Annotated in this window: 8 protein-coding genes; 2 read left to right on the top strand and 6 right to left on the bottom strand. The window is 61.5% G+C overall.

From position 1 onward, the window contains the following. Positions 1-38: 38 nt before the first annotated feature. The 6 genes from PSH90_RS09470 to PSH90_RS09445 form a co-directional block, all read right to left on the bottom strand. Positions 39-3,245, bottom strand: coding sequence for a transporter substrate-binding domain-containing protein (locus tag PSH90_RS09470; protein WP_305382587.1), 3,207 nt, complete (start codon positions 3,243-3,245; stop codon positions 39-41). 10 nt (positions 3,246-3,255) lie between these two features. Then, positions 3,256-3,888: a response regulator transcription factor gene (locus tag PSH90_RS09465; RefSeq protein WP_056784337.1), complete on the bottom strand. Its 633-nt coding sequence runs from the start codon at positions 3,886-3,888 to the stop codon at positions 3,256-3,258. Between the two features lie 125 nt (positions 3,889-4,013). Next, a complete protein-coding gene (locus PSH90_RS09460; protein ID WP_041478514.1) occupies positions 4,014-4,448 on the bottom strand; it encodes a hypothetical protein in 435 nt (144 codons plus the stop codon). A gap of 230 nt (positions 4,449-4,678) precedes the next feature. Continuing rightward, positions 4,679-7,378, bottom strand: coding sequence for a magnesium-translocating P-type ATPase (gene mgtA / locus PSH90_RS09455; RefSeq protein ID WP_095179481.1), 2,700 nt, complete (start codon positions 7,376-7,378; stop codon positions 4,679-4,681). A gap of 675 nt (positions 7,379-8,053) precedes the next feature. Then, positions 8,054-9,391, bottom strand: a complete 1,338-nt coding sequence (locus tag PSH90_RS09450) for a lysine N(6)-hydroxylase/L-ornithine N(5)-oxygenase family protein (RefSeq protein ID WP_024012366.1) — start codon at positions 9,389-9,391, stop codon at positions 8,054-8,056. A 133-nt stretch (positions 9,392-9,524) separates the two neighbouring features. Next, positions 9,525-10,007: a sigma-70 family RNA polymerase sigma factor gene (locus tag PSH90_RS09445; RefSeq protein WP_016773904.1), complete on the bottom strand. Its 483-nt coding sequence runs from the start codon at positions 10,005-10,007 to the stop codon at positions 9,525-9,527. Between the two features lie 279 nt (positions 10,008-10,286). On the opposite strand from PSH90_RS09445, the gene PSH90_RS09440 reads away from it, so the two are divergent. Both PSH90_RS09440 and PSH90_RS09435 read left to right on the top strand, forming a co-directional pair. Next, positions 10,287-11,450, top strand: coding sequence for an efflux RND transporter periplasmic adaptor subunit (locus tag PSH90_RS09440; protein WP_122747138.1), 1,164 nt, complete (start codon positions 10,287-10,289; stop codon positions 11,448-11,450). Beyond that, complete coding sequence (locus PSH90_RS09435; RefSeq protein ID WP_305382586.1) at positions 11,451-13,421, top strand: MacB family efflux pump subunit; 1,971 nt, start codon at positions 11,451-11,453, stop codon at positions 13,419-13,421. The last annotated feature ends 6 nt before the right edge of the window (positions 13,422-13,427 follow it).

The following is a 13,427-nucleotide window of genomic DNA, read 5'->3' as shown; positions in this document are numbered from 1 at the left end:
TCGCGAGCAGGCTCGCTCCCACAGCAGACTGCATTGGTTCAGAGACAGCGCGCGAGGCCGTGCATGGCGTCGCGCAGCTTGCCGATGGCACGCTCGATAAACGCGTTATCACCGTCTCGGCACGCCGTGTCCAGATCTGCACACGCCGCAACAACCCGCGCAGCGCCGACCATTTGCGCGCCGCCCCTGATGCGATGGGCCAGCTCAAGCAGGCCGTTGCGGTCGCCGACGTGGATATGATCCAGAGCCTGGAGATCATCACGCAGGCTGTTGCCGACTTCGTTGCGCAAATGCTCGATCAACGAGTGATCGGTCCCGGCCATCTGCTCCAGGGCACTCAGGTCAATCTCGACCGACTCGGCGCCAGGCGGTTCATCTTCGTGAAGCTCGCAACGGCGGGCGCCGTTCATGGCTTCAGCCAGATCGTGCAAGCGAATCGGTTTGAACAGGCAGCCGTCCATACCGGCATCCAGACAACGCAGGCGCTCTTCGATTTGCGCGTTGGCCGTAAAACCGAGGATCAGACAGGGCCTGCGGCCGCTGGCGGCTTCTTCGTTGCGAATCGCCTGTGCCAGTTCATAGCCATTGCGTCGCGGCATGTTGCAGTCGGTGATCACCACATCGAAGGCCTGGGTTCGCCAGCGGTCCAGCCCCTGTTCGCCATCGCCCACATCTACCGTGCGATGCCCGAGTTCGCTCAATTGCCAGCACATCAGCAAGCGGTTGACCGGGTGATCGTCCACCACCAACACGCTTAATACACAGGTCGCGGCTGCCGGCTCGGGCGTTGCCAGTGTGGTCGCCACCGACGTCAGCAGCGGCAACTGGATATTGATTTTTACTCGCGTGCCTTGCCCGAGATCACTATCGAGACCCAGCGTGCCGCCCATCATTTCGCAGAGGTTACGGCTGATCACCAGCCCCAGGCCGGAACCGCTGCGCGCCGCTTGAAGGCTATTGCTCGCTTGAACGAACGGGCTGAACAGGCGCTTTTGATCCTCGGCACTTATACCGATGCCGCTGTCTTCGATAAGCACCTGCACATTCACTTGCTCGTCCGATATTGCAACGACCTGCAGTCGCAGGCTGACCTCGCCTGCCTCGGTGAATTTGATCGCATTGCTCAACAGGTTGGACAGTACTTGTTTGAAGCGCGTCGGATCGACCAGCACATCCACGTCGGCGCGCGGATCAAGCTCGATGCGCCACAACAAGCGTTTCTGCCTCGCCAGCCCTTCGAAAACCCGACACACCGATAACACCGTCTCGCGCAGGTTGGCCCGCTCGGGCGCGAGGGACAAATGCCCGGACTCGATACGAGCGATATCGAGAATGTCGCCAATCAACGCCAATAATTGCTGGCCGGCATTCGACGCCACCTGAATGGCGAGTCGATCGGTGACGCCCTCCTCTGCGCGCTTGAGGGCCAGTTCGAGCATGCCGATCAGGGCGTTCATCGGCGTGCGGATCTCGTGGCTCATGGTCGCCAGAAAAGTGCTCTTGGCCCGACTGGCTTCGTCCGCCGCGTCCTTGGCCTGTTGCAGTTGCAGCAACCATTGCTGACGCTGGTGGATCTGCCGGCGCTGCCAGCCAATCCACAGCAGTGACAACAGAAGCAAGGCAGCTGCGCTGGCGAAACCAAGCAGAATCTCCTGACGGTGGCGCAGCCAGTAGCTGTTCTCGACCACTACATCGTGGCTCCAGCGCTCCACCAGTTCATCCATTTGCTGCGGCGCAATGCTCAGTAACGCCTTGTTCAGGATCGAGTGCAGCAATGCCGATTGCGGCGCCGTGGCCAATGCGATGCGCGCCGGCTGATCGCCAACGGTGCCGGTAATTCGCAGGCGATCGCGGTACTGCCGGGCAATCAGAAAACGCGCCACCAGCAACGAGCTCACCGTTACGTCGACCTGTCCTCGGGCAATCAGCGCCATGCCTTCGGCGGGGCTTTTCACTTCGACCAGACGTAGTCCGGGCACGCGTTGCAGCAGGTATTCACGCAACGGGTGGCCGCGATAGATGGCCAGGCGTTTGCCCGCCAGGTCGTCGAGCGGCAATGGATGTGGCCCGTTCGCCGCACTGACCAGCACGAACGGATTGTTCAGATAGGCGCGGGTGAATTGCAGCTGCGCTTCCCGCTCGGTGCTCGGCGTCACTACCGGCAGGACATCAAGTTCACCCGCCTGGAGCTGCTCGAACTGATCGTTCAACGAGGTGCCACGCACGATCTCGAAATTCAGCCCGCTGCGCTGAGCGATGAGGCTCAACAACTGCGCTGCCAGGCCGTTGAAGCGTCCATCGGCATCGAAAAACGCCAACGGCGCGAAGTCTTCGACCGCGCCCACCCGCACCACCGGGTGCAGATCAAGCCACTGCTGTTCAGCGGCGCTGAGCTGTACCCGCGACTGTTCGGCCATCTCGGCGAGGCCGACGCTCCAGCGCTGTTCGATCAGATGCCGACGTTCCATGGGCACGGCCAGCAAGGCCTTGTCGACGATGCGTTTGAGCACCACATCGCTGCGCAACAACGCAAAGGCGAACGGATTGGCATCAAGCCCCGACGGCCCGGCCAATTGCAGGTCGTTGCGATAGTTGGTGTTGATCAGATAATTGGCGCTGATGAAGTCGCCCAGGTACACGTCGTCGGCACCGAAGGCGACCGCGCCGAGTGCATCCATGGCCGAAGCATAAAGCTGCACGTGGGCGCCGGGGTAGAACGCCTGAACATGGGCCAGTGGCAGGTAATCCTCGACCATGGCGATGCGTTTGGCCGTCAGGTCGGCGGTCAGCTTCTCGTCGTGACGCGTGACCAGCATAGGCTGATCTTCAGCATACGGCCGCGACAGAACAAAGGCCGGATCCGCCGCTTCGAAACTGTTCGAGGTGCCCAAGAGATCAACGTCGGCGCGCTTGAGTGCGGCCATCAGTGCCGGCCGATCGGCGAAACGCCGCACTTCGATCCTGATGCCGAGCAGTTGCGCCAGCAGATCGGCGTAATCGGCGGTCAGCCCTTCCAGCTCATGCTGTTGGCGGGTGATTTCGAAGGGCGGGTAATCCGGGCCGGAGATGCCCATGCGCAAAACTGGATGCTCACGCAGCCACTGGCGCTCCCGATCATCGAGGCGGACCTGGATACCCCCAGGTTCGAGGCGGGCCAGCACCTCCAGTGTCTGCGGCTGATCATTCGCCCAGACCAAGGCGGCAAGCCCCAGCCAAATCCCTAAAACCCGCAGTCCCTGCGTCATGTCGAGGTACTCAGATCAAGTGATTGCGCTTGGCGAACTCACGCAGAAGCACCAGCGAACCCAGGCCAAGTTTCGCCATCATGCGGGTCTTGTAGGTGCTGACGGTCTTGTGACTCAGGTGCATCTCCTGGGCGATGGCTTTGTTTGGTTTGCCCAACGCCAGGTTCACGAAAATGCATAACTCTCGATCGGACAGCTGAGCGATCAGCTCCTGTTCAGTGCGTTGCACCGCGTTGTACAGACCGCTGGTATTGGGCAACGCAGAGAAATAGGTGTGGCCGGACATCAGCGCCTTGATAGCATCGTGCAGCAGCGTCAGATGATTGCTCTTGGTCACGTAACCCCGCGCGCCCGCGCGCAAACAGCGCTCCTGGTAATGCGTGGGCTCATGCATGCTGAACACCAGGATCCGGCAGCGTGCCGTCGGCGCTTTGATCTGGATTCGCGTCAGCACTTCCAGCCCGTCCATGGACCCCAAGCCGAGATCGAGCACGACCAGGTGTGGATCATGCGCGCAAATCAACGGCACGACTTCATTGCCATTGGACGCTTCATGAATCTGCGTGAAGCCTTGAGCCTGCAGGACAATTCGAATGGCCGCGCGCACGACTGGGTGATCATCGACGATCAGCGCTGACTTCATTGGTACTCCTGCAAAATCGAAGACACCGCAACAGTCTGTCCCGGAGTCGGTGGCCGCGCCGGCACTGTTACATGGATGAGCAAGAGAATCACCTGTCAGGTCTGACAGTTGTGCAGAGTGGTTTTTTATGCATTGGCATGGCGCAACGACGCGTGAGAGTCGGGCGGTGCCTGGCGTTCGTCGCAAGCTTCGACTCTCGCCATCACCTGCCCGATGAGCTGTGAATTGGGCAATGGCGTCGGGCTGATCTGCGCGTTTTCCTGAGCAAACCCCGCAACCGCCAGCAAGGGCGCCGACGGTTCGTTGTAGATCAGAGCGTGGCGAACCTGTGGGTGATCGAGCAGAAAGCCCGACAGATCGAGGGAGCCTGCCGCCAGCTCGGCATTGATCACCAATACATCGAACGGCTCGCAGCCGTAGTCGACCAGCGTCAACAGTTCGCCGAGATTCTGCACCGGGGCGACGCGGTAGTAGCCGAGCGAGTTGAACAGGCGCTCGATTTTCATGCGATGAAAATGCTGCGGGTCGGCGATCAGGATGCGCAACGCTTTGTTGCTCATGGTCATTCTCCCGGTGAGGTTTGGGGAGGGCAAGACTACGCAAGCGTCGGGGATAGCTCTGTAGGACTTTTCCTAAAAAGCAGGCCATTCATCCGGCGCCCCAGACGCACCAATATCCCCTGTGGGAGCGAGCCTGCTCGCGAAGGGGCTATACCAGTCAGAGACGTATTGACTGACACGGCGCCTTCGCGAGCAGGCTCGCTCCCACAGGGGAGAGCATTCCATGGCTGCTATTGCCAGCCGAATCGACGGATGTAGAAGCCTTTCACCGCTTGGGTCAAAGCCATGTACGCGAGCAGAATCATTGGCAGAAACGCGAAATACAGCGACGGCAATGCCTGCAACTTGAAGTAATGCGCCAGCGGGCCCATGGGCAGGAAGATGCCGACTGCCATGATAATCGCCGTCATCACCATCAGCGGCATGGCTGCACGGCTTTGCAGGAACGGAATCTTCGGCGTACGGATCATGTGCACGATCAGCGTCTGGGTCAGCAACCCGACCACGAACCAGCCGGACTGGAACAGCGTCTGGTGATCCGGGGTATTGGCGTCGAACACGTACCACATCAAGGCGAAGGTGGTGATGTCGAAGATCGAGCTGATCGGGCCAAAGAACAGCATGAAGCGCCCGACGTCAGCCGGCTGCCAGCGCTGCGGCTGTTTCAGCATCTCGTCGTCGACGTTATCGAACGGAATGGCAATCTGCGAAATGTCGTACAGCAGGTTTTGCACCAGCAGGTGCATCGGCAGCATCGGCAGGAACGGGATGAATGCACTGGCCACCAGCACCGAGAACACATTGCCGAAGTTGGAGCTGGCAGTCATCTTGATGTACTTGAGCATGTTGGCGAAGGTACGCCGCCCTTCGAGCACGCCCTCCTCCAGCACCATCAGGCTTTTTTCCAACAGGATGATGTCCGCCGCTTCCTTGGCGATGTCCACCGCGCTGTCCACGGAAATGCCGATGTCGGCGCTGCGCAGCGCCGGCGCGTCGTTGATGCCATCGCCCATGAACCCGACCACATGGCCGTTGCCCTTGAGCACACGGACGATGCGCTCCTTGTGCGACGGCGTGAGTCTGGCGAAGACGTTGGTCGTCTCGACCGCCACCGCAAGCTCAGCATCGCCCATGCGCTCAATGTCATTGCCCAGCAGCAAACCCTGTTGCGCGAGGCCGACCTCGCGGCAGATCTTTGCTGTGACCAGCTCGTTGTCACCGGTCAACACCTTCACCGCCACGCCGTGCTCGGCCAAGGCCTTGAGCGCTGGCGCGGTGCTTTCCTTCGGCGGATCGAGGAACGCCACGTAACCGATCAGCGTCAGTTCCTGCTCATCGGCCAGGCTGTAAATCTCGCGGCCTGCTGGCATTGAGCGAGCCGCGACCGCCACCACGCGCAGACCTTCGGCATTGAAAGCGCCGGTGACCTGGCGAATCCGCGCCAGCAATTCATCGCTCAATGCCTCATCAACTTCGCCGTGACGCACCCGGCTGCACACCGCCAGCACTTCTTCCACCGCGCCTTTGCAGATCAATTGGTGGGGCTGAGCGCGGCCCTCCACGACCACCGACATGCGCCGGCGATTGAAATCAAACGGGATTTCATCGACCTTGCGAAACGCACTGCCGACTTTCAATTCGCGATGGATTTCCACGTGTTCCAGCACCGCCACATCCAGCAGGTTTTTCAGGCCGGTCTGGTAGTAGCTGTTGAGGTAGGCCAGTTCCAGCACAGCGTCAGAATCCTCACCCCAGACGTCGACATTACGCGCGAGAAAGATCTTGTCCTGAGTCAGGGTGCCGGTCTTGTCGGTGCACAGCACGTCCATGGCGCCGAAGTTCTGGATCGCGTCGAGGCGTTTGACGATGACTTTTTTGCGCGACAGGAACACGGCGCCTTTGGCCAGGGTCGAGGTGACTATCATCGGCAGCATTTCCGGGGTCAGGCCGACGGCAATCGACAGCGCGAAGAGCAGCGCTTCGGTCCAGTCGCCCTTGGTGAAACCGTTGATGAACAGCACCAGCGGCGCCATGACGAACATGAAGCGGATCAGCAGCCAACTGACCTTGTTGACCCCCTGCTGAAACGAGGTCACCGCCCGGTCCGTCGCGCCGACCCGTTGCGCCAACGCACCGAAATAGGTGCTGTTGCCGGTGGTGAGAATCAGTGCAATCGCGCTGCCGGAGACAACGTTGGTGCCCATGAACAGAATATTGTCCAGCTCCAGCGGGTTACGCGTGTCGCGATCGGTGTGCCGGGTGAATTTCTCCACCGGCATCGATTCACCGGTCATCGCTGCCTGGCTGACGAACAGATCCTTGGCGCTGAGCACGCGGCAATCGGCGGGAATCATGTCGCCGGCCGAGAGCACGATGAGATCGCCGGGCACCAGTTGCTTGATCGGCAGCTCCCGACGTGGGCCATCGCGGCGCAGCACCGTGGCGGTGTTGCTGACCATGGCTTTGAGCGCATCGGCGGCCTGATTGGATTTGCTCTCCTGCCAGAAGCGCAGCAGCGTCGACAGCACCACCATGGAGAAAATCACCACGGCCGCCTTGAGGTCTTCGGTCAGCCAGGAGATCACCGCGAGTAAGGTCAGCAGCAGGTTGAACGGGTTTTTGTAGCAGTGCCACAGATGGGTCCACCACGGCAGCGGCTGCTCGTGTTCGACCTCGTTGAGGCCATGTTGCGCGCGCAGTGCATCGGCCTCGACTTCGGTAAGCCCCTCGCCGTGCGTGCCCAGCGCTGACAGCAACGCAGCGCTGTCTTCATGGGCGGCAGCGACCAGCGTGTTGGCCAGCGTCGGCGGCACTTCACGGCTGACCAATGTGTCATTGATCGAATCCAGCAGCGCCAGACGACGGAAGTGCCGGGCGATGTGGCGGCTGCGCAGAAAGCCTGCGAAAAATTCCTTGAGCGTGAGTTTCATGGCTGTGTCCCCTGTGGTCAGCCGGGAAACCGTCGAGCAGGTACCGCCGCGCCCTGGCACCGGGAAAACCGGCACGGCAAGGCGTGGCACGCCGGTCGGGAATGACAGGCGTGTCGATAGGCTGCGATGACGACTGAGGTCGCCATCACGCTTGGTTCAGCGTCGTTGAGAAGGACGTCGAGACACGATCCGGAACGGGTCGTGCACGGGATGCCGCTGCTCGCTGTTACGGCGAGACAACGGCAGGGAAAGGCTGCGCGTTATCTTGCCGAGAATCTGCCGGTGATCGAGACCGGCCGACAACTGTCACTCGAACAAGTACCCACTGTGGGTCTCCGCAATTGATGAAAACGCGCGCAGCTTACGCCTGCAGCTAAACCGCTGGAAGAGGTGTTTGCCGGGAATGTGGGGGGTGTTCAGGAAGGGTTCAGAATTTCCCCGCGAGCGTTCCTACGCTCAGCGTAGGAACGCCTCATCGGACGTTCCGCGTTCGGCTTCTGAAAGGGACGCGGAGCGTCCCGGCTGCATTCCCACGCAGAGCGTGGGAACGATCATATGTGGGGCTTTCCATGGCCCCTTCGCGAGCAGGCTCGCTCCCACATTTTGCCCTGCGTTCACAGATCCATTGTGGGAGCGAGCCTGCTCGCGAAAGCGGTGTGACAGGCGCCGCAGAACTCAGCTGGCAGTCGCCAACAGCAACTCCGCCACCGAGCGACTGTGCCCGCGCTGTTTGCCATGCTCGTACAACGAGCCAGCGATTTCATCGGCGCGAATCGGCAGCACCGACAGCAGCGTATCGCTCAGGCCATGGCTGGCCTGGCAGAAGCCCTGCATATATATGCCGGCCTTGCAGCGCTCGTCGGTGATCAGTTTGTAGTTGCGATCGACTTCGAATTCGCCGAGGTATTCCTCCAGCGGCGCGAGCAACTTGCGGTGCATCTGCCGCTCGTAACCGGTGGCCAGCACCACGGCGTCATAGATTCGCACCGTGACTTCGCCGGTGGCATTGTTGCGCACTGCCAGTTCGATACCGTTTGCCGTGGCAGTGGCGCTCTCGACGGTGGTCAGGGTGCGGAACGCATGGCGGGCAATCCCGGAAACCTTCTGCCGGTAGAAGATGCCGTAGATGCGTTCGATCAGGTCGATGTCGACCACCGAATAGTTGGTGTTGTGGTACTCGTTGACCAGACGCTCGCGCTCGACGCTGTTCTGCTGGAACACCAGATCAGTGAATTCCGGCGAGAACACTTCGTTGACGAATGGGCTGTCGTCCGCAGGCTTCAAGGCCGAGCCGCGCAGGATCATGTCGACCTGCACCGACGGGAATGAATCGTTCAGGTCGATAAAGGCTTCCGCCGCGCTCTGCCCGCCGCCGATGATGGCGATGCTCATCGGTTGATTGTTCACGCACGGCTGTCTGGCCATTTGCGACAGATACTGCGAATGGTGGAACACCCGATGATCGCCCTTCAGCGCCTTGAACGCCTCTGGAATGCGCGGTGTGCCGCCAGCGCTGACCACCACCGAACGTGTGGTACGCACGAATTGCTGGCCGTCGCTGCCCCGGGAAATCACCCGCAATGCCTCGACCTGCTGGTTGTGCAAAACCGGTTCGATGAACTGCACTTCTTCGCCATAACGGCTCTGCGCGGTGAACTGCCCGGCCACCCAGCGCAGGTAGTCGTTGTACTCCATGCGGCATGGATAAAAGGTGCCGAGGTTGATGAAATCGACCAGACGCCCGTGGTGCTTGAGGTAATTGACGAACGAGTAAGGGCTGGTCGGATTGCGCAGGGTCACCAGGTCCTTGAGGAAGGAAATCTGCAACTCGCTCTGCGTCGACAAGGTGTTGCCGTGCCAGCTGTAAGTGGCCTGCTTGTCGAGGAACAGCACATCCAGTTCGCCCTGGGTCACGCCGCGCTCCTGCAGAGCGATGGCCAGTGCCAGGTTCGAAGGGCCGAAACCGACGCCGATCAGGTCGTGAACGATGGGCGATGCAATTGCCTGTGTCATTTCCAGTGTCCTCTGGATGAACCCCTCAACGCGGGGAAATAAAGCCTGGGTGGCCTGACCGGCCTGAATCAGGTCAGCAGGTCGTCTGTTGAGTAGGAACGAGGACGATGAAAGGAAATTTAACCGGCGCGGCTCACTGGCCGTCCCATTGCTGGATGCGCAGGCGGCAATGCTTCATGGCGTTGACGATGTGTTTTTCCACCAGCGCCCGGGAGATGCCGAGGGTCTGAGCGATTTCCGGATGGGACATTCCTTCGATCTTGCGCAGCAGAAAACTGTCGCGGCACAGCGGCGGCAACTCGGCCAGTGCGCGCTGGAGCATTTCCAGACGCTGGCCGTGATCGAGGGTGCCGTGGGGGGACGGGGTGAAATAGCGCTCTTCGTTATCCAGCACGTCCAGCGATTCGACCTGGCGCAGCGCGTTGCGGCGGTGATCGTCGATAACCAGGTTCAACGCGGTGCGATAAAGGAAGGCCCGGGGTTGTTCGATCGGCACCTCGCTGGAGCGCTCCAGCACGCGTACGTAGGCGTCATGCACCACATCCTCGGCGACCTGACGGTTGCCCAGTCTGGCGTTGAGGAAACACACCAGCTCACGATAGTAGTTTTCCAACATGACTCCCGACCGCATCGATGCCGTTTCTGTCCTTGAGCGCACTGATCAGACCTGCGGATCACGCAGTAGCAAGATAGTGGCAACTTGAGGTGCGTAATTTATAGTAATTCTCATATAGATTTAAAGAGTTGATTCCATATCCCGGACAAATAGTCGTCGCCCGGCTACGGTAACTCGATGTGTCTGCGGCTAAATTCCGTCGCCCATGCCTCGTTTACAGGACAGCCCCTGTGTCTGTCGTGCCTTGCGACGGGCCGCAACCACTGGCCGGAACCCTGCATGAATCGTCCCCGCCCCGCCCGTCGCGCGCTGTTTGCCGCCCTCTGTCTGATTCCCGTGATCGCCGTTGCTGCCTGGCAGGTTTTGCCACCCGGTCGCGACGCCGTTGCCACTGTGCAGGTCAGCCGGGGCGATATCGAAAACAGCGTGACGGCGCTCGGCACCTTGCAGCCCCGCCGCTACGTGGATGTCGGCGCACAGGCTTCGGGGCAGATTCAGAAGATTCACGTCGAGGCTGGCGATACGGTCAAGGAAGGCCAGTTGCTGGTGGAAATCGACCCGTCGACACAGAAAGCCAAGCTCGATGCCGGGCGCTTTTCCATCGAAAACCTCAAGGCGCAGTTGCAGGAGCAACGCGCCCAGCACGATCTGGCGCAGCAGAAATACCAGCGCCAGCAGAAACTCGCCGCCGGTGGCGCCACCCGCGAGGAAGACGTGCAGACCGCCCGCGCCGAGGTCCGCGCAACCCAGGCGCGCATCGACATGTTCCAGGCGCAGATCCGCCAGGCCCAGGCCAGCCTGCGCAGCGACGAAGCGGAGCTCGGTTACACGCGCATCTACGCGCCGATGAGCGGCACCGTGGTCGCCGTCGGTGCGCGGGAAGGCCAGACCCTCAACGCGCAACAACAGACCCCGCTGATCCTGCGCATCGCCCGACTGTCGCCGATGACGGTATGGGCCGAAGTTTCGGAGGCCGACATTGGCCACGTCAAACCGGGCATGACCGCTTACTTCACCACCCTCAGCGGTGGCACTCGGCGCTGGAGCAGCACGGTGCGGCAGATCCTGCCGGTGCCACCACGTCCGCTTGAACAGAATCAGGGCGGCAGCCCTACCAGTGGTCGCAGCGGCAGCGAACGCGTGGTGCTTTATACCGTGCTGCTCGACGTCGACAACGCCGATCACAGCCTGATGACCGACATGACCGCCCAGGTGTTCTTCGTCGCCGAACAGGCGCAAGACACCCTGACCGTGCCGACTGCCGCCCTGCAACCGGGCTCGCGTCCGCAGTGGCAGCGAGCGCAGATCGTCGCTGCCAACGGTGATATTCAGGCGCGCGAAGTACGCACCGGCATCAGCGATCGACTGCGCACCCAGGTGCTCGAAGGTCTGGATGAGGGCGAGCATGTTCTCAGCGCGCCGGCCGCTGGTCATGGGGGCTGAATGCACACGCCCCTGATCGACCTGCGGCAGATCCGCAAAGCCTACGGCGGCGATGACAGCCCGCGGGTGGAAGTGCTGCGCGGGATCGATCTGTCGATCCACGCCGGCGAATTCGTTGCGATTGTCGGCGCCTCCGGTTCAGGCAAATCGACGCTGATGAACATCCTCGGCTGCCTCGACCGTCCCACCAGCGGCGAGTATCTGTTCGCCGGGGAAAATGTCGCGCAGCTGGACAGTGATGAACTGGCCTGGCTGCGCCGCGAAGCGTTCGGGTTTGTCTTTCAGGGCTATCACCTGATCCCGTCCGGCTCGGCGCAGGAAAACGTCGAGATGCCAGCGATCTATGCCGGCACCCCGGCCGCCGAGCGCCATGCCCGAGCTCACGCGCTGCTGGAACGTCTCGGTCTCGGCACTCGCACCGGCAATCGTCCGCATCAGCTTTCCGGCGGCCAGCAACAGCGGGTGTCGATTGCCCGTGCGCTGATGAACGGCGGCCACATCATCCTCGCCGACGAGCCGACCGGCGCCCTCGACAGCCACAGCGGCGCTGAAGTGATGACCCTGCTCGACGAACTCGCCGATCAGGGCCATGTGGTGATCCTTATCACCCACGACCGCGAAGTGGCGCAACGGGCCAAACGCATCATCGAAATCCGCGACGGCCTGATCATCAGCGACAGCGCCGAGCACGCGTGCGCGCCGCCTGTGGCCAATCCCGGGGCGTTGCAAGCGGTCGACCTGCGCCAGCGCCTGAGCAACGGCAGCAGCCAGACCGGCGCCTGGAAAGGTGAACTGGTCGACGCTGTACAAGCGGCGTGGCGAGTGATGTGGATCAACCGCTTTCGCACCGCGCTGACCCTGCTGGGCATCGTCATTGGCGTGGCCTCGGTGGTGGTCATGCTCGCCGTCGGCGAAGGCAGCAAGCGTCAGGTCATGGCGCAAATGGGCGCGTTCGGCTCCAACATCATTTACCTCAGCGGCTCGGCGCCGAACCCGCGTACACCGGAAGGCATCATCACCCTCGACGATGTCGCCGAACTGTCCGCCCTGCCCCAGGTGGAACGGATCATGCCGGTCAACGGCTCGACCGCCGGCGTGCGCTTTGGCAACGCCGACCACAGCAGTTACGTCGGCGGCAATGACACCAACTTTCCGCAGATTTTCAACTGGCCGGTGATTCAGGGCAGCTACTTCACCCAGGCCGACGAGGACAGCGCCGCCGCCGTCGCGGTGATCGGCACCAAGGTCCGCGACAAGTTACTCAAGGATGTCGCCGACCCGATCGGTCAATACATCCTCATCGAGAACGTGCCGTTCCAGATCCTCGGCGTGCTCGCTGAAAAAGGCGCCAGCTCCGGCGACTCCGATAGCGACAACCGCATCGCCGTGCCCTATTCGGCGGCGAGCACGCGCCTGTTCGGCAGCCGCAATCCGCAATACGTGGTGATCGCGGCCAAGGATGCGCGCAAGGTCAAGGACGCCGAACAGGCCATCGAACAGGCGATGTTGCGTCGGCACCACGGCAAGAAGGATTTCGAGCTGACCAACAATGCCGCGATGATCCAGGCCGAAGCGCGCACGCAAGGCACGCTGTCGCTGATGCTGGGGGCGATTGCAGCAATTTCTCTGCTGGTCGGCGGCATTGGCGTGATGAACATCATGCTCATGACCGTGCGCGAACGTACCCGCGAGATCGGTATTCGCATGGCCACCGGCGCCCGTCAGCGCGACATCCTGCGGCAGTTTCTCACTGAAGCGCTGATGCTCTCGGTGGTCGGCGGAATCGCCGGAATCGGCCTGGCGCTGCTGGTCGGCGGCGTGTTGTTGCTCAGCGGCGTGGCGATCGCCTTTCAAGGGCTGGCGGTGATCGGTGCGTTTGCCTGTGCGCTGGTCACCGGTGTCATTTTCGGCTTTATGCCGGCCCGCAAAGCTGCCCGGCTTGACCCGGTCACGGCCCTTACCAGTGAATGATCGACC

Source organism: Pseudomonas sp. FP1762, assembly GCF_030687105.1.
Taxonomy (GTDB): domain Bacteria; phylum Pseudomonadota; class Gammaproteobacteria; order Pseudomonadales; family Pseudomonadaceae; genus Aquipseudomonas; species Aquipseudomonas siliginis.
The sequence above is the reverse complement of the archived record's forward strand: the minus strand, read 5'-3'. Positions and strand labels throughout refer to the sequence as shown.

What these genes read in the sequence shown, in the direction of transcription:
- PSH90_RS09470 (WP_305382587.1), bottom strand. Translation starts at nt 3,245, where the DNA reads ATGACGCAGGGACTGCGGGTTTTAGGGATTTGGCTGGGGCTTGCCGCC.
- PSH90_RS09465 (WP_056784337.1), bottom strand. Translation starts at nt 3,888, where the DNA reads ATGAAGTCAGCGCTGATCGTCGATGATCACCCAGTCGTGCGCGCGGCC.
- PSH90_RS09460 (WP_041478514.1), bottom strand. Translation starts at nt 4,448, where the DNA reads ATGAGCAACAAAGCGTTGCGCATCCTGATCGCCGACCCGCAGCATTTT.
- mgtA (WP_095179481.1), bottom strand. Translation starts at nt 7,378, where the DNA reads ATGAAACTCACGCTCAAGGAATTTTTCGCAGGCTTTCTGCGCAGCCGC.
- PSH90_RS09450 (WP_024012366.1), bottom strand. Translation starts at nt 9,391, where the DNA reads ATGACACAGGCAATTGCATCGCCCATCGTTCACGACCTGATCGGCGTC.
- PSH90_RS09445 (WP_016773904.1), bottom strand. Translation starts at nt 10,007, where the DNA reads ATGTTGGAAAACTACTATCGTGAGCTGGTGTGTTTCCTCAACGCCAGA.
- PSH90_RS09440 (WP_122747138.1), top strand. Translation starts at nt 10,287, where the DNA reads ATGAATCGTCCCCGCCCCGCCCGTCGCGCGCTGTTTGCCGCCCTCTGT.
- PSH90_RS09435 (WP_305382586.1), top strand. Translation starts at nt 11,451, where the DNA reads ATGCACACGCCCCTGATCGACCTGCGGCAGATCCGCAAAGCCTACGGC.